Source organism: Planctomycetia bacterium, assembly GCA_015200345.1.
Classification (GTDB): domain Bacteria; phylum Planctomycetota; class Phycisphaerae; order UBA1845; family UTPLA1; genus PLA3.
Window position 1 is genome coordinate 297,048 of the sequence record CP054187.1, and the last position, 17,341, is coordinate 314,388.

A 17,341-nucleotide genomic window follows, 5' to 3' on the forward strand; every position below is an offset into this window, starting at 1 on the left:
AGGCCCGTCACCGTCGAGGAGAAGTTCGAGAGCCGGCTGGTCACGACGGGCAACAATCCGTCGGCCGAGCTGCGCTACGTCATTCGCGGCACGAATGATGACGTGCAGGCCCGCGGCGCGCTGGCGGCGGCCGCACCGGCCACGTTCGACCTGAACGGCAACGGCCTCTTCTTTCTTCCGCGCGACAGTCTGTCCATCGAACCCGTCGGCGATCAACTGTGGGAGGGCGTCGCCCGCTACTCGAACAGCGCCCCGCAGACCGACGAGAGCGTCTTCGCCTTCGATACCGGCGGCGGCACGCAGCACATCACGCAGAGCCTCCAGACTGTCGGGGCCTACGGATCGCCAGGTCAGGCCGCGCCCAATTTCAAGGGGGCCATCGGCGTCACCGCCGACAGCGTCGAGGGCGTCGACATCACGGTGCCCGTCTATCAGTTCTCGGAGACGCACTACCTCGACGACGCCTATGTGACGCCGGCCTACAAGGGCACGCTGTTCGCCTTGACCGGCAAGGTCAACGGCGGAGGTTTCAAGGGTCTTGACCGGGGCGAGTGCCTTTTCCTCGGCGCTTCCGGCTCCAAACGCGGCTCAGGCGACTGGGAAATCAACTACCGCTTCGCCGCCAGTCCCAACGTCACCGGCCTGAACGTCGGCGACATTTCCGGCATCAATAAGAAGGGTTGGGAATATTTGTGGGTTCGCTACATGGACACCGAGGACACCTTCGCCAAGGCGCTGGTGAAAAAACCCGTCGCCGTCTACATAGAACAGGTCTATCCCTACGGCAACTTCGGCGGCCTGGGCATCTGAGGAGGAAGCGATACCCACGCTCAAACACGTCCGCCCCGGCGATCCGCTGACCATCCCGGCATCGACGTTCAACACGTTCGTCGATGCTGCGCGGGACTTTCAAGAGCGGCAGCGTAACCGCAGCCGCGATGCCCAGCGCGACTTTCGGCAGAACGGCATCGTCCTGATCCGCAATGACAGCGGCGGCGACCTGGGGCGCTTCGACATCTTGGGCATCGAAGGGCCGATAATCGACCCCATCGTGAACTCCAACGCCTTCAAGGAGCGTGTCTCGCTGCGCGGCATCGTTCCGCTACGGCGACATCGAGGGCGCTTCGCCGTGCTACTCGAGCCGATCGCGGCCTGTCGCCGCCGCGGCATCCTGCCGCTGCTCGGGCGGCCACGCGTTGGGCACGGCAGTGGGCTGGGCGTATTCCGGTATGTCGTCGAGAGTTGCATGTCGTGGTTCAGCAACTTCCGACGCCTGAAACTGTGCTATGAAAGGACCGGTGAACACTTTCAAGTCTTCCACGAACTGGCCGCCGCACTCATTCTCGCCAAAAAGCTCGGATGGACGTGACTGGTTTTGAAACAGCTCCTAAGGATGAATACCGAGTTACTTCCCGCATTCGACGCCGCCAGATCCACGTGCCCGTCAAGGTCGAGGTCCACGGCCACCACATCGCTCGGGCCGGTGCCGGCGACGAGGTCGGCGGCGACGACGTTAAAGCCGCCATTTCCATCGTTCTGGCGGATTCTGATCATGTTCCCGGAATCTAGAGCGACGGCCAGGTCGGCGACGTGATGAAGGAGTCCGCCCAGACCGCTTACTCGCTCGTCCGCAGCAACGCCGCGCGGCTTGGCATCGACCCCAAGCGCTTCGCCGAGTCCGACGTCCACATTCACGTCCCCGCCGGCGCCGTCCCCAAGGACGGCCCCAGTGCCGGAATCGCCATGTACGCCGCGCTCGTCTCGCTGCTCACCGCCCGCGCCTGCCGCAGCGACGTCGCCATGACCGGCGAGTTCACCCTGCGCGGGCTCGTCCTGCCGATCGGCGGACTGAAGTCCAAGGTGCTCGCCGCGCACCGCGCCGGCATCCGAATGATCCTGATTCCGAAGCGCAACGAGAAGGACCTGGTCGACGTCCCGGCCGACATCCGCCGGCAGCTTTCGTTCAAGCCGGTGGAGAACGTTGAGCAGGCGCTCGCTGCGGCCTTGGATCGCAGGCCCGGTTCCCCGCGCCGCCGCAAGGCCCGCCCCCGCACACCGCGGTCGACGCTCCCGCGGCGGGTTGAAAAAAGAAGGCCAGCGGGAAATGCGAGCCGGGTGTCCCCGGAAAGCCCCTTGCACAACCAGAAAACGCAGTAGTGACAGACCACTAGCGCGGCAGTTCGGTCGCCCTGCTCACTGCTACGCCGATGTGGCGCGCCGCCCACTCCATGGCTCTTCGAGTGCCTGAGTCCTTTTCCGTGGCCAGCAGGCGAGCTACTTCGTCTCGCAAACCCGCCGATGCTCTCCGTCGCAAAGCGGCGACAGCGCGAGCCCAAAGGTTCTTCAGTTTCGCGGTCACAAGGCCGGCGGTGGCGATGCGAGTCAGCTCGGCATCAACGGCCCGAACCACGGCGACGGAGACACGTGGCCGCTCGAGGATGCGACGATACGTAATCAGAAGAACGGCAACGAGTTGTCGGTCGACGCAGCGATCGCCGGAACCAGCGGCAATATCAGCGGAAAGCCGCGTGATTTCGTCTGCATCACGAACGCCCCTTCGAGCCAACCGGCGCAGGTGGTTGATCTGTGCTCGGGCCGTCTTGAACGCGGGTTCCGACAGCCGTATGTCGCGCTCCGGGCAATCATCATCATCTTCGCGAGCACGGGCGCCCCCATTTCCGTGCGCCTTCACTTCTTGCAATAATGACGAAACGGCTTCAATCTCATCATCCGCTGTCCGCATCAAAACCGCTTCCAGTGCGGTGCGCCGGCTGCCGGTGAATGATTCCGCCATCGTTCCTAGCCGTTCAGGCGTAACGGAATCGGCCATGACGAGGCTCAGCAACTCGACAAACTCCAAGTCCTCTGCCCGAATCGATTCGGTCAATTGCTCGACAGACACACCGTGCATTTCACTTACCTGGGCGACCACCTCGGGGGTCCAGATCGTCGTCTGACTGGACGAACACCGCGACGCCAGCTCCTCCAACAACTCCTGAACCTCACCATCGCCCGCTCGAGCGACGCGAACGAGAGCGCCTGCCACGGGTGCCAGTGCGTCTGGAAGAACTTCAGGATAGCTGCTGGACTCCACCTCCGAGAGGCCGCCCGTCCGGCAGAACTCTAAGAGACTCGACCGAATGGCGTCGGAGATCACTTCATCCGGTTTCCGTCTCTGATCATCGGCGATCGCCTGGATCACAAGCAGCAGGCTGTGCTGAAAATCAAAGTTGAGTGCTGGATTACCCCAGTCTTCCCACAACGCCGAACAGAGTCCACGAACGCTTTCGGGGTCGATGTTTTCAAAGCTGGTCAGTTCCGTGATCCGTTGATTCATCGCCTGAATCGCATCGCCCATGTCCGACGTGTATTCACCGGGCACCGCTCGGGGGACGCGGCCTGACGGAGGCCAAGCGCTAGCATTCGCCATTGGGACCGAGACCGAGGAAAGACTCAATACGCCCAAAACTCTGCACGTAATGGTACTCGACATGTTCTTCCTCCACGGACCGCGTATCCATGAGCAAAGGGCGTTCACATGGTGCGATCACCTTCACCTTCACCAGGGAATTGTCCTGCAAAGCGCGAAGCATCCGCGCCTGCAGGCAGCCCGCGCAATGGGGTTGGGAATCAGATTACAGGCAATCAAGCACGCCCGAACACAAAGCGGTCCCGCCTCGGAGTCGCCGTAACCGATTTCGAGCGCAACTCGTGGCTCTTCCGCAACAACCTGCAGCGTCGGTCCAAACACGAACACGCACACGAGACACAAGCAAACCGTAAGCAAGCATAAACTCAATGGTTTCGACCGCATGGGAATCCTCCGTACCGGCCGTTCAGTTCCGCGTCGGGCTCCGCCCCGTTTGGGGGCGTCGCGGCCCCCACGCCATGCGCGATCCACGCCGCGAACGCCGCGGCGCACGCGGGCAAGCGCGATCTGAAACGTCGCGTGGCGATGTCGTCTGGGATTCGAACCGAAGAACGGAAGCAACCGACCGTTCACGACCATAACTCCTCCTCGTCGCCGCCGGTTCAGGCGCGAGCAGGAATACGTCACAAACGCCCTGCGGACCGCCTGCGAGGCGTCCATGAGCACCTGATAATATACCCCTCCCCCCCCACCGCCGTGTCAAGACCTTTCGCAGATTTTTTTCAACCGGCTGGAATGGCCTTCGGGGCCTGGGGCTGCATGTTGTCTCACATCATACTGGAAGCGGCGTTGATGGACGGCCTCGATCAGCGTGGCGGCGTGCTCCTCGTTCTGGAGGATGACGCCCTCTTTCCCCCGGACTTCGCGGAAAAAGGCCAGCGGTTCATCGCCGCACTGCCGCGCGATTGGGAGCAGGTCTATTTCGGCGGCCAACATCGGGGCATGCGCGTTCGTCCCCCCAAGCGGATCAACGACGAGGTGATCCGGCCCTTCATGGTCAATCGCACGCAGGCCTACGCCGTGCGCGGTTCGTTCATCCTCACGCTGTACCGCCATCTGTGCGACTGGCCGACGCATTCGCGGCATCCTCGGCACCACGTCGATCATCGCATGGAGCTGCTGCACAGCACGGGCCGACACAACGTCTATGCCCCGACGCGCTGGATCATCGGCCAGGCCGGCGGCAAGAGCGACGTCTGCGGCCGCGTGGCCCAGGACCGCTTCTGGAACTTCCACGTCGCCGGCCGCCGCCGCATGAAACCGTCCGGCACGGCCCGCAAGCCGCCGGTGTGGGTCATTGGCCTGCACCGCTCGGGCTCTTCGGTGACCGCCGGCATCCTGCACAAGCTCGGCGTCAACATGGGCAATCGCCTGATCGGCTACGAGAATCGCGGCACCGGCGGCTTCGAGGCCCGGGGCCTGGCGAAGATCTGCGAGCGGGCCTACCCGTTCCCCGCGACCGAGCCGGCCGTCGATCCGGCCGTGACGAAGCGCCAGCTCCGCGCCTGGCTTGATCACCGCCTGCGCGAGGCCGCCCATCGCGGCACCGTAGCCGGCGGCAAGTACCCGCACCTGTGCTTCCTTGTAGACGTGCTGCTGGAACTGGAACCGGAGAGCCGCTTCATCCACATCGACCGCCCGCTCGACGAGTCGATCTGCTCCCTCACCGACCGCTCCACGAAGGCACGCGGCTGGCTCCGCGCAACGCCGAATCAGTGCGAACAGCTCCAACGCGCCCTCAATGCCGCCAAACGTGACGCGCTGGCGAAAGTCTCACCGGATCGCGTGCTCACGATTCGCTATCACGACCTGCTTGCCGATCCGGCCTCACACGTCGACGGAGTGATGGAATTCTTGAGCCTCGCCGTCCGCCCGGAGCAGCGCCAGGCGGCGATTGCCCTCGTGGAGCCTCACCGCAAGACCCATTGACTGTGCATTGCGGAGTCTGAATCTGCGAGACACGATGCCCACTAATCAAACTAGCGCCTCGCTGCAAACAATCCTTGGGTTTGCGTGGTCCTGAAGCGCCACACTTCTGCGATCCGCGATCTCTCGCATGTTATGCTGGTGGTAGATTCGCGCCAGGTTCTTCAAGAGCGATTCGCCCATCACTCCATTTCGTCGCAAGATATTCAGCTCCCTGTTTATCGCGGTCGTGATCGGCTGGCGAAAGGACGCCTCCAGAACGTTAATCTGTGCCTTCGTGTCCTCGTCACGAATCCCGCCGAAGAGCGTGCGCAGCTCCCGCAGGATGTACCGTTGTGCAATCGTGAGGGAAAGCGTGTGCTCACGCTCCGATTGCCGGTGCCGGACTTCCTCTGCGAAACGGCGAAGCACCCGCATGACTGCCGCGTTGTATTCCATAGGAAGCGGCGCAGCAGAAGCATCCGGTGTACATTTGAGTTTTGCCAGAATCCGTGGAATCTCGCGTGAAACAACTTCGCCACTCTCGTCTACCAGGAACAGCTGCTGATAACGACCGGCTTGGCAAAGCGCGAACAGCCCTTTTGCATCGCTCGACATGGCACTGCGGATGCCGTCTCGAAGGTCCCCAATTCGCTCGTACTCCCCAGGATTCTCGCTGCGAAGCTGTCGCAGCAGCTCCTCCGCCTCATTCAAATCAATGAATTCCTCTTCTTCCTCCTCGAACAAGCTCAGTTGCCCGCCCTTCTGTTCGTAAATTGCGTACATCGCCTCTTCGTTGAGTCGCTCGGCCGGATCGAGAATCGCGGCGTCCTCGCCGATTGAGTCGTGAATTTCCTGAATTCGATTCCGGAGCTTCTCGCGTAGCCGAAGCGTCCGTTCAATTCCTGTCTCCGGCAAGAAGTTATAGCCGAAAATCACGTCGTGCTCCGATCCAATCCGATCAATTCGACCGAAGCGTTGAATCAACCGCACAGGATTCCAGTGCAGGTCGTAGTTCACAATCGTGTTGCAGTCCTGTAGATTGAGACCCTCCGCAAGCACGTCCGTCGCCACGACCAACATTAACTCCGCTTCGCCCGATGCAAACCGATATTCGGGATTGGCCTTCGGTGCAAAACGACCGACGACGCGCGTTTTGCTCTTGTCGCCGCTGAAAATTACGTCGATGTCGTGTCGCTTCTGTCCCGGATTCACATTCTCATACACATACCGGGCCGTGTCCGCGTACTGCGTGAAAATGAGGCACTTACCGTCCTTCAATGGCGTCCGTCCAAGATGGCGCAGCAAAGTCTGCAGTTTTGCATCCTTGTCGGGCGTAATGGGGGCGACCAGCGCAAGAATCTTGCGGAGCAAAGCAATGTCGTGCTCGATGTCCCTTGACAAGCGGTCCAGGTCGAAATCACCCGCATCGTATCGCATGGGCAGGCCGCGCAACGCGTCAAGAATCTCCGCCTCTTCGAGATGATCGGACTCGTAAAGGATGGCCTGCGCGTCCTCACCCGCCGGAACGAACCCTTCGCCCGTTGCTGCTAGAAACACTTCATGCACGCGGAGCAGACGACGCACCGTTTCCCGGAAGGCATAGACGCTTGACTCGAATCGCTTGAACAGCAGAATGCGAATCAAGCCACGCAGATTAGCGCCGGCCCGATGCAAGCTGGCATACGGTTCACGATCTCGCTTTCGTTCAATGACATAGTGCCAGAGGCCATACCGCGCATACGACAACTCGCCCTCCAGCGGCACGGCCAACTGGGAACGCCGTGACTTTCCGAGATAGCCGCGAAGCTCTTGGTACAGGCCCTGGTAGGTCTCCTCAATGCTGTACTCAACGGTCTTCAATTCGCGGCGTGGAAAAAACTGGTGCCGACCGGCGACGAGCACGTATGCCCGTCGCTTGCCGTCCAGGTAATCCTTGAATTGCGATGGATCAACCGGTTCATGCGTCTTCGAGTCAAAACCGTACCAGCGGAGAATATGGTTCCGCGTTCGGCGAATGAGAACGTGTGCGAGCAAGTCTGGAAGCTTCTTCTCGCCGCGCTCCACCAGGCGAAAAAACTCGCGCAGGTTGGGAGGGTCAACTGGCAAGTCGGTTACGTCGTCCTGATGGAACAATTTGATCTGGTGATAGACATCATGTGCGCTTTTGTTACGCGGGGTTGCCGTAAGGAAGCATGTCCGTCGTCCTGTGGCCAGGAAGCCCTCGACGAGCTTGTAGCGTTGCGTGTCGGGATGTCTGAGGTTGTGGCTTTCATCGATGAGAACAAAATCGCGGTCGCGGTACTTTATGTCTTCCAAAAGGAAGTTCACCGAACCATTCGATTCCTCTCGCAGAAGCCCCATCGAGAGAACGCGAGCGTTCAGGTGATAAACTTCGTTGTACGTCTCCCACATATCGACCAGGGGGGCCGGACAAATAATGAGTGGTCGTGCGTGCTCGGTGCGCTCAAAATGCTTGAGGATCGCTGCACCGATGTAGGACTTGCCGAGCCCGACGACGTCTGAAATGAAAACGCCGCCGACGTCGCGGATCACTTGGAGCGCCTGTCTTACTGCGACTCGCTGAAAATCGGCGAGCCGAGCGGTAATCTCGTCATCCCAGAGGATTTCACGGTCTTCGCCGCCCTCCAGGCGATCCTTGACCAGCGAGTACAGGGTCTTCATGTAAATGTCGTACGGCCGCACCGCAGCGACGGCCCAGGACTCGCGCATCTCGGCCATCAACGCTTCGTCGAATTCCTGCGACTCCCCCCAAAGCGCCTCAAACCAGTTGACCAACTGTTCATGATTCGCATTGCCGTGGACCACAACGTTTAGTTCGGTATTGTGCGTTACACCGGCGAGCGTGAGGTTCGACGATCCGACAATTGCGATACCGTTTTCCTGCCGGTCCGTCGGTCTTCCACCGCGGTCAAATACCTGTCCGTAGTCGAAGATGTAGGCTTTGGCATGAAGCCTTCCCTTCGTGTAGACCTTCACTTTCAATCGCTTCTCTTCAATCATCCGAACAAGCTCGCGGACGAGGGCCTGGCCGTCATCGGTCTGATCCATGAGTTCCACGGCGGTGCGGAGGTTCTCGGATGTCTCGGTTGTCATCTGGCGCACGTCCGTGCGCTTTGGATATGCTTGCGCCTCGGCGGCGTCGGCGACGAGATCAAGTCGGTGGTAGCCTTCGGCGAGCTGTTCAAGGGTCTGTCGGTTGGTCGTGTTTCCGATCAACAGGCGAAGCTCCTTTACGTTGCGAAGCTGTCCCGCAATTGCCGTCAACCCGGAAACGAAGAAATAGCCAACCGCGAAGCGCGCCGCTTCGGTCGTGCCCAGAATTCGGTTGATCTGGTCGACTAGTCGTTGGTCCCTGTTGTCGATGATGTCGTGGCTCATTGGGATGCCATCTTATCTGAGGAAGCCGCATAATCCCAACCGTTGCGGACATTCGATAGCAGTCGCTGAATCTTCGCCATCGCGCCGACCTCGATTTGTCGCACACGCTCCCGCGTCAGACCGAGCTGCTGTCCAAGCTCCTCGAGCGTCGGGGCTTCACCCCCGTCGGCCAGCCCAAGTCGATGCCGAATGATCGTGGCGTCGCGCTCGCGCAGCGTGCCCAACGCGTTCTCCAGCGTTCGCTCAAAGTCCTCGCGTTCGATTCGCGTACTTGGATGGTCGTCTGGGTGCGGTGTCGAGACACTGGAGAGTCCAATGGTTTGTTCGCGGACATGGACGCCGGTTCGAAATGCAGCCCGCGCATGTCGAAGGTGACGCGCCTGTTTTCGGCTCAGCCCCAGCTCGCGATCAACGCGGCGCGGCGTGGGCGGCGCAGCCGGATCGCGAGTCAAACGCCGCTCGGCTTGCTTCCAACGCGCGTGCAGCTCGAACAGGTATGCCGGGACCGTGATCAGAAGCGGTTGTTCGAGCACGGCGCGAGCGAGGACTTGTCGAATCCAATAGGTCGCATACGTCGAAAGCCTCGCCCCCTTGGTCGGATCGAATCGATCAACCGCGAGAATCAGGCCGATACAGCCCTCCTGGATCAGGTCATCCAAGTCGAGCCCTCGCCCCCGATACTGCTTGGCGACGTGGATGACGAGACGAAGATTGGAGCAGATCAGTCTTAGGCGTGCATCTTGATCGCCGTCGACCCGCCAACGCAGGCCAAGCTCTTCTTCCTCCGTGTCGGACAGCAACGCCCATTGGCCGATCCTACGCATGAACACGGCGAGCGGCTCGTCGCGGCGGCGTTCACGCCGGCGCTTCGGGAGACGGCTGAATACGTGGTCCAGCTTGTCTACGATGTCCAATGCCGACAGCTCGTCGCCCGTGGTCGGGTTGTATGCCGAGATCGCCGTGAGCATTCCGGCCAAACGGTCCAGCCCGTAAGCGTCCGCATCAACCAAGAGTCGGCACGTTGCGTTGGACGCTGCTGTCCCGTTTCGCCAACAGAAGTCCATTTCACTATCGCCCTGGTTCGAGAAGACCGCCAGGACGGAAGGCCACGCTCGCGCCAAACAGTCGAGCACCGGTTCCTCTAACCCGTGTTGAAGGTCGGAGATGGGCAACCGCACATGGCAGACGAAAACTTGGTCGCGCCGCGCCAGAATGCAGCAGTCCGCGATGTTCGATCTGCGGTGTTCGGCCAGCACCGTGAACGGGACCGGTTGGTTCACGCGGTCGAAGCCGAGCAGCTCCCAGAACAGGCGCTTGAGGAACGGCTCGCCCCGCGTGGTCGTTAGCAATCGCACAATGTCATTGGCCAGCGCTGCCATCTTTCATTCCCACATCGGCTTTCAGGCCACGGCTCCGGTCACGTCGCCCTTCGCCAGCGCCCGACGACCGGCTTCCGTCAATTCCCAGACCCCTCGCGGCGAGTCGGCCTTGAGCAGACCGTCCTTGACCATCGCGTTGCGCGCCCACTGCGCCGCGTTGCGCCAGCGGGGCATGTCGGGACTCGACGCGAGCGGATCGTAGTCCACCTCCTTGAGGACCGGTTTCATCAGTTTCCCGACGCGGTCGATCACGTCGGCGACTTTTCCCGATCCGCTCAATTCGCTCAGCGCCCTCATAATCGGTTGCTGATACATCGCCTCGGGCGTCCGCTGGCCGCGCCGCAGCCGGCCCAGATCGCGGCGATTGGCCCTCGTTTCCTCGTCCTCCTGGCTCTCGGCGGCGGCGGCCAGTACTGCCCATTCCTGTCGAAGCGCCGCAACGCGGTCGCGGAAGGCCGTAATGGTCCCCGCCCTCTCCAGGGCTTCTTTGGCCCGGTCGTAGTCGCGCGCCTCGAACGCCCGCGCGCCGACGTTATTGACGAAGTCGATCTCCGCCTCCACCTCTTCCAGCAACATTTCGAAGGCCGAGGCAACGTTTGACGGGTTATTTTCGATCATGATTGCGACCCACCATGTTACGGAACGACGTCCATAGGCTCCCAAACCGTCAATCCGTTGATGTGTGCGAAGTCGCCATCCTTGGTCGCGATGTTCAAAATTGGCGCGGAATGCCGGTTCATGTTTCCGACGTGCAACGAGTCGCCCGTCATCAGGCCGTGGTTCTGACGCTCTACCTTCGACTCGACGAGCAACTTCCGCGTAATCGGCATGACTTGGACGCCCAGCGCCAAGACTTGCTCGAGCTGGGTCTGGCAGTCCGTCAGTTGGCCTCCAATCGACCGATTCGCCACAAGTGCCTGTTTGAGCAAGGTCGCCTTGCGACTGGCGATGAGCCGCTTGCTCGCTGCCTCATACAACATGAGCTTGTGCAGCATGTCCGACAGTACCTGAGTGTTCACGAAGCCCGTGACTTCGCCGGTTGTCCTGGTTCAGCGTGAAATGAAAAACGTCGAGGTCTGAGTTACGTACACTCCGGGAGACCGTCTCCCGGATTTGATCGCTCACTCGCGCTTCGATGGTTCGCGGCTGCGCCGCGAGGGATTTATCGCTTGGGTGCCAATCCTGATGACAAGATGGGGGCGGTCTTTTGACCGCCCCGGCCATCAGTCTTGGCCCCTGGGTCGGCGCTCGGGTCGCTTCCCAGCGTTGCCCTATCCTCCGCCCAGATCGTGCATCATCGTACTGATTCATCGTACACCTGCAATCGCCCCAGATCGTTATCCGGCTCATGCCACGGCTCTGTCGTGCTGGGCGGCCCGTGCCAACCGACGACGCTCTCGCGCCGCCTCCAGCTTGCGATCCCGCTCGGCAAAGATCATCGACTTCCGTGCAGCCAGCTTGTCGGCCGGCGTCACGTAGCCGATGGCGCTGTGCAGCCGCACCGCGTTGTAATGCTCGACGTAGCGGCCGATGATCCGTCGGGCGTCCTCCAAGCACAGCGGCGTGCCCGGCCGAATGCACTCCGATTTCAGGGACTTGTGCCAACGCTCGATCTTGCCATTGCTCTGCGGGTAATAGGGCGATGTTCGCACGTGCGTCATCCCGCAGATGCGGATGAACTCCTTGAAGTCCTTGGCGATAAACTGCGGGCCGTTGTCACTGATGATCCGCGGCGCGACGCCGGGGATCTTCTCCCGCGCCGCCTGTAGAAGAATCTCCACGTCCGCTTCACGCATGGATTCACGCAGGTCCCAGTGCACGATCGAGCGGCTGTAGCCATCCAGCAGGCTGCACAGGTAATAGAACGTCCCGCACACGTTGATGTAGGAGATATCCACATGCCAGTGCTCGTGGGCTTGCAGGGGAGGCACGAAGCCCGTGCCCTTGCGCGACGGCTTGCGGTTCCAGCGCCCCAGCCGCCCCGCCGCCTTCAGCACGCGGTACACGCTCGAGGGACTCACCGCCACAAGGTCTCGGTCCAGCATCATGAACGCCTGCCGGCGATAGCCTTCCAACCGGTGCTGATCATCGAAGTCCAGAATGGCCTGCCGCTCCCACGCTTCCAGCCAGTGATCGCGCGGCACCTTGGCATTGTGCTCGTTGGCCTTCCCGTAGCGCTGTCGCCAGTTGTGAAACTTGGAGGGCGAGACCCCCAGCCAGACGGTCATCCGATTCACGGCGAGCTCCGTCTTGTCCGACCAGCGATTCACGAAGTCCACCACCTCATCCCGCGTGTCGTGCGGCGTCCATTCGCCGTTCAGGCTTCCCCAAGACTTTTTTTTAACGCCACGTGCTCCTCCATCAGCTCGGCCAGGACCTCGTCCTTACGCCGCACCTTGGCCTCCAGGGCCTCGATCCGCCGGGCCTCGGCGGACTGCTGACGTGACGACTTGGCTCGCGGCTGCTCGAACACCGCCGCCCCTTCCTCAAACAGCTTTTTCTGCCACTGGTAGAACACCGTGGGCTGGATGCCGTGCTTCTCACAAACCTCCGAGACCGGCGCCTGCTCGATCAAGTGCTCCCGCAAAATCGCCATCTTCTCCGCCCCTGTGAAATTCCGTCGCGCTCTGGACATGGAAAACTCCTACGTTGAGTGTCCGAATAGGTGTAACCCAAACGGTCGAGTTCTCCAATTCCGACTGAAGCAGGACAACTTCTTCATCAGAAAACTCCTCCCGCCAGAGGCGGGTCTGATGACCGAAATCTAACAGGATTCTCTCGTTTTGAATGGACCAAAATCTGGGGGGAAGGTCAGCCGGTTTTCAAGTGATAATCACTGGACGGTTTTGAGTGATAACTGACAGTTACGAGTCCTCGTCAAATCCCCGAGTCGATCGCGTTCGCCCGGGGATGGCCCCACATCGGTAGTCCGCTTTCCAGCTCAACGCCGAGCGCATCGGCGACGCGATTGATGTAATTGAAGTATGCGATGACCTGTACGGCGTCGTGAATCGCAGCGTCGGACCAGCCGGCGGTCCGGAGGCGGTGCACATCGTTTTGGCAGCAGCTTGCAGGAACGCGTGTAATTTTTTCCGCGTATTCAAGGATCACGCGTACTTTGTCGGAGACCGGACATCCCCGCCAATCGCTGACCGCCTGATGAACGAAAGCATCACAGCCGGCGGGTGGAATCGGCCCGGCAGTGCCTGCTTCAACCAACCCGGCCGAATCTTTTTCGACCTCAACACGGAGGTCGTTGGCGTGCGCCTGCACTCAGTAATGGCACCCGTTCGTTTTGCTCACGACGACCGCCAGCAGTTCGCGCAGGGCGCGAGGCAATTCCGACGGGCCGAACATCACCGCCTGATATAGGCCTATGCCGGACTTCAGGACCGGCGCATTAAGGCTCTGTGCGCGCACGATGTTGAAGACCCGGCCTGCGCGGCGATGCGCCGCATCGTAAAGCTGCTTTAAAGGTCCGTTTGCATCTTCATCGCCAATCGTTCTGATCCATGCCATGTCACTTACTCCTCACGCTACGGCATTCCCTATCCGAATCAGACCAATAACTCGGTCTCGGGCTTTGCTGCAGAATATCCTCGAAACTCTCGACTAATCGGCTCGGAAGAGTCGGCGCCGGCTTGTGCCAATTCTGGCGTACTTGAGTCGAATCCAGAGGACCGCTTGTTTCGCAGCCGCCACAAGAGCTTTGGAGGGAAACCACACAAGTAGCCCAGTATGCATAGCTGGTTCACTATGACAGTCCTAAGGACTCCGTCGCGCACCCAGCGCCGTGCAGAAGTACGTACTGTGCGACCCGAAAGTCTGACTTTGCCATGCCGGCGGATTCGACGAACGAATTCGAAATCCTCCATGACGGGCAGCTCGCGAAAACCTCCGACGCGTCGAAAGGTGCCGGTACGAACAGCAATTGCCTGATCGCCATACGGCATGCCCAACCATTTCGAGCGGAAGTTGGCGAGAAACTCGATGCAGCGCAAGCGGGGCGAGCGATGATCTATCCCAAGCCGAAAGGCGGCTAGCGTAACACCAGGCACGGAAAGGAGACGAGCCGCTTCCAGGTCGGCCTGCGGAGGAAGGCGGGTGTCGGCGTGAAGAAACAGGAGTAGTTCTCCTCGCGCAATTGCGGCGCCAGCGTTCAACTGGGCCGCCCGTCCGCTCGGCACTGAGACCACGGTGGCACCGAGCATTCGAGCCAGGGCGACGGTTCCATCGGTGCTCCCGCCGTCGGCAACGATAATTTCGATTTCAGGGCTCGTTGGAATGCTTGTGATGCAATCGGCAAGGAGCTGTGCTTCATTCAGCGTGGGAATGATGACGCTTAGCCGCGGGGCCGATCCGTCTCGAATCAGCGCTTCGCACGCATGAGGGAATTCCGCCAGGTCGCGGGGTTCGTCGATGTCGGACAGAACATCCAAATTGTGTACGGACAGACCTTGATCCGCGGCGCGTTTCATCGTCTGGGCATGTACACGGGACGATCCCCAATCGATTTCGTGGAACAGGCCAGCGCAGGAGCGGCGCAGGCCGATCAAGTAATATCCGCCATCGCGCGCCGGTCCAAGTACGACGTCGTGGTCACGAAGCGCGGCGAAAGCGGACTCAAGATGATCGGCACCAAGCAACGGGCAGTCGCTGCCGATGACCAATGTTGAATGTGCGCCGCGCTCAAACGAATCGACGAAGGCTTCATGAATCCGTTTGCCGAGATCGCCGCGATGTTGACGCAGATAGAGGCGCCCGGCTCCAAACGTATCACGCATGCGAGCATGATCACCCCCGTCAAATCGAATTTCGATGGAGCAAGTTCGATGCGCCGCCATGGCGTCTGCGATCGTGAGGGTTCGCTTGGTTAATCCACGCTGAAGCCTTGCAGCGCCTTCAGCACCGAGTGCCGGAATGAGTCGCGTCTTCGTACGCCCCGGCTGCGGATAGCGCGTAAAAACGATGAGGTGGTCCGGTTGGGGTCGGACCGTGGTGATGGCAGGCCGGCTCGCTCGTTCGTGAGCTATTGTCCCGAGAATTTTCGTGCCTGCGCGGATCACGCCAGAGAGGGTGCCGGAGATCTTCGAGACGCCGATCCTTCGACGATAGTCGACAGGAACTTCAGTCACGCGTAATCCGGCGCGCAGGGCACGAATCTGCATTTGGATCGTCCATCCGAACGTCTCGTCATCCATGCCCAGGGCCGCGAGTGCATCCACTCGAATCGCGCGGAAGGGACCCAAGTCGGTGTAGCGGTGTTTCCAAAGCAGTCGCATCAGTCCGCAGGCCAGCGCGTTGCCGAATCGCTGCTGAATCGAAAGCGAGCCGCGCTCTCGCTTTCCAAGCATCCGTGAGCCAATCACCAAATCGGCCTCGCCGCGCACAAGTGGGTCCACAAGGCGACCCATCTGGGCGGGATCATCGCTGAAGTCTGCATCCAGAAACACGAGTATGTCGGCGTCCGGGACGGCCGCTATTCCGGTGAGGCACGCGATGCCATAGCCGCGTGTTGGCTGATGAAGTACCGAAGCGCCGTGGTGTTTCGCGACGACATCGGTTTGGTCGGTGGAACCATTGTCGACAACGATCACTTGGTCAATCCAGCGCGGTATTGCGTCAAGGACATGCGGAAGCGCCTGCTCCTCATTGAGTGCGGGTATGATGACGGCAATGGCGTGGTCGTGATACAACTAAATTCCTCCTGCGAGAACCGGCGATGCCTCACTTTGTCGTTTGAGCTTCCTTGTCTCTATAAGAAACCAGGCCAGTATTGGAAGATGTTCGACCCACACGATCCACGGGAAGTCGTAATGAAAATAATACAGTGGAAGCAAGGCCGTATAGGTCAGCAGAGACAGCCGCGGCGCGGCGGCAAGCAGAGGGAGCATCCACAAGTAATACCACGGGAATTGAGTCGGGCTGAGCATGAATACCGCTGCGATGATCAGGAGCGATCGACGAACAAGTTCCGTCACATTAGGGACGAGCCGACGGGTCTGCTGGATAATACAGCCAGCTAGAAGACCCGACACAATCAGCCGCGCCATGGGAGGAGCGAATCCGGGGTTCAATTTGAAAGCCACCAGTCCCCGTTGCGTAAGCCACTCGATTGCCCGGAACACCGCGTCATTGTTGTACCATGTGGAAGCGTAGGCGAGAAAGCCGCTTGATCCGGCCAGCATTCCCATGACAACTGGTAGCCACAGTACTGTCGACGCCACCACGAATATAGCCAGAAACCGAACGACCTCACTCAAACGGCGTGCTGCCATTCGAATCAACAGCGGAATAAGCACAATCGGCCAGACTTTGGCGCCTACCGCCAGTGCGAGGATAAGGCTGGCCAACATGGTCGATCGTCGAACCGCAAGCAGCAACGCGATTAGTACAAACGGGAGCACGATCACATCCATGTGCGCGCTGTGGCTCACTTCACGCAGCAGAAGCGGATTCCACCAATACCATGCGATACCGTGAAGCGGACGATTCATTGAGCGGAGAAGCACGATCAGCAACAACACCGTCGCCGAGTCGAACAGCAGCAAGACCGCGCGCAAAGCGGCCAGACTCCACGGCTTGATCCAGTAGGCAATCGCAAATACCGCCTGTGCCGTGGCGGGATAAATCGTGGACAGATCCGGATGGTTGATGCTCTGCATGTTTTGCCCGGAAGTGCGTGCAAGTTCGACCAGATGTGGCGGCACATCACGCGAGTTTGCCGGGTCCGCGAGCGCCGACAGCATGGATTGCGGCGTATGAATCCAGGGATTCGTACCGGTAGCCGTCACCGCGCCATCCCAGAGGTATCGATAAAAGTCAGAGACGAAGATCGGCGCCGCAGGAATAAGAATGATCCGGGCAGCCAATCCGACCGTGATTATGATTGCCAAATCAGTGGACCGAGCCGGTCGAACACGAGCCCAACACAATCCAGTCAGAAAGAGGACACCAGCGATAACTGAAGCGGCCACGAGAAGCCATCGAGTTGTCTCGATGACGATTGCCCCATCGTTTCGGTACTTGCTGACGAGCGCCAGCGTCGCTGAATACGCGAGTATCGTGAATCCAGCGGCGTAGAGCCCGAGGCTGCCGCGAGGCCACTTGTCGATAGCGGAGCCGTATGCGTCAGAAACACATGCCTGTAGAAGAGCACCCTGACGCGTCTGAGCGCTACTCCTGCTTCGTTGCATCTCTTCTTGCATGGTCTCACCAGGGTCTA

The 17,341-nt window shown here is 60.3% G+C and carries 16 protein-coding genes; 5 read left to right on the forward strand and 11 right to left on the reverse strand.

Annotation, left to right across the window (positions count from 1 at the left end; genetic code table 11):
• The first annotated feature begins 102 nt into the window (after positions 1-102).
• The 4 genes from HRU71_01405 (at position 103) to HRU71_01420 (ending at position 2,157) form a co-directional block, all read left to right on the forward strand.
• Positions 103-810 (forward strand): hypothetical protein, encoded by a 708-nt coding sequence (locus tag HRU71_01405; GenBank protein ID QOJ02223.1) that lies wholly within the window; start codon positions 103-105, stop codon positions 808-810.
• A gap of 241 nt (positions 811-1,051) precedes the next feature.
• Complete coding sequence (locus HRU71_01410) at positions 1,052-1,369, forward strand: hypothetical protein (GenBank protein ID QOJ02224.1); 318 nt, start codon at positions 1,052-1,054, stop codon at positions 1,367-1,369.
• Positions 1,360-1,569: a hypothetical protein gene (locus tag HRU71_01415; GenBank protein ID QOJ02225.1), complete on the forward strand. Its 210-nt coding sequence runs from the start codon at positions 1,360-1,362 to the stop codon at positions 1,567-1,569. The genes HRU71_01410 and HRU71_01415 overlap by 10 nt, the downstream gene beginning before the upstream one ends.
• 24 nt (positions 1,570-1,593) lie before the next feature.
• Positions 1,594-2,157, forward strand: a complete 564-nt coding sequence (locus tag HRU71_01420; protein ID QOJ02226.1) for a hypothetical protein — start codon at positions 1,594-1,596, stop codon at positions 2,155-2,157.
• Between the two features lie 10 nt (positions 2,158-2,167).
• On the opposite strand, the gene HRU71_01425 is transcribed toward HRU71_01420, so the two are convergent.
• Complete coding sequence (locus HRU71_01425) at positions 2,168-3,358, reverse strand: hypothetical protein (GenBank protein ID QOJ02227.1); 1,191 nt, start codon at positions 3,356-3,358, stop codon at positions 2,168-2,170.
• 831 nt (positions 3,359-4,189) lie between these two features.
• On the opposite strand from HRU71_01425, the gene HRU71_01430 reads away from it, so the two are divergent.
• Entirely contained in the window at positions 4,190-5,359 is a 1,170-nt protein-coding gene (locus HRU71_01430; protein QOJ02228.1) for a sulfotransferase, read from the forward strand.
• A gap of 45 nt (positions 5,360-5,404) precedes the next feature.
• Here HRU71_01430 and HRU71_01435 read toward each other — a convergent pair whose 3' ends face one another.
• From HRU71_01435 to HRU71_01480, 10 genes are all read right to left on the reverse strand, one after another.
• Positions 5,405-8,743 carry a helicase gene (locus HRU71_01435; protein QOJ04886.1) on the reverse strand — a complete coding sequence of 1,113 codons (3,339 nt, stop codon included), beginning with the start codon at positions 8,741-8,743 and terminating at the stop codon, positions 5,405-5,407.
• On the reverse strand, positions 8,734-10,116 hold the full coding sequence (locus tag HRU71_01440; protein ID QOJ02229.1) for an RNA polymerase sigma factor RpoD/SigA: 1,383 nt from the start codon (positions 10,114-10,116) through the stop codon (positions 8,734-8,736). Before HRU71_01440 ends, HRU71_01435 begins: the two co-directional genes overlap by 10 nt.
• A gap of 21 nt (positions 10,117-10,137) precedes the next feature.
• The gene (locus HRU71_01445; GenBank protein QOJ02230.1) at positions 10,138-10,734 is read right to left on the reverse strand and encodes a hypothetical protein; all 597 of its coding nucleotides are present in this window, start codon (positions 10,732-10,734) and stop codon (positions 10,138-10,140) included.
• A 17-nt stretch (positions 10,735-10,751) separates the two neighbouring features.
• Positions 10,752-11,135, reverse strand: coding sequence for a hypothetical protein (locus tag HRU71_01450; GenBank protein QOJ02231.1), 384 nt, complete (start codon positions 11,133-11,135; stop codon positions 10,752-10,754).
• Between the two features lie 327 nt (positions 11,136-11,462).
• Entirely contained in the window at positions 11,463-12,353 is an 891-nt protein-coding gene (locus tag HRU71_01455) for an IS3 family transposase (GenBank protein ID QOJ04887.1), read from the reverse strand.
• An 80-nt stretch (positions 12,354-12,433) separates the two neighbouring features.
• Positions 12,434-12,751: a transposase gene (locus HRU71_01460; GenBank protein ID QOJ02232.1), complete on the reverse strand. Its 318-nt coding sequence runs from the start codon at positions 12,749-12,751 to the stop codon at positions 12,434-12,436.
• Between the two features lie 242 nt (positions 12,752-12,993).
• The gene (locus tag HRU71_01465; protein QOJ02233.1) at positions 12,994-13,389 is read right to left on the reverse strand and encodes a hypothetical protein; all 396 of its coding nucleotides are present in this window, start codon (positions 13,387-13,389) and stop codon (positions 12,994-12,996) included.
• Entirely contained in the window at positions 13,390-13,635 is a 246-nt protein-coding gene (locus tag HRU71_01470; protein ID QOJ02234.1) for a carboxymuconolactone decarboxylase family protein, read from the reverse strand.
• Positions 13,636-13,673: 38 nt separating this feature from the next.
• Positions 13,674-15,812, reverse strand: a complete 2,139-nt coding sequence (locus tag HRU71_01475; protein ID QOJ02235.1) for a DUF2064 domain-containing protein — start codon at positions 15,810-15,812, stop codon at positions 13,674-13,676.
• Entirely contained in the window at positions 15,813-17,324 is a 1,512-nt protein-coding gene (locus HRU71_01480; GenBank protein ID QOJ02236.1) for a DUF2029 domain-containing protein, read from the reverse strand.
• Between the last annotated feature and the right edge of the window lie 17 nt (positions 17,325-17,341).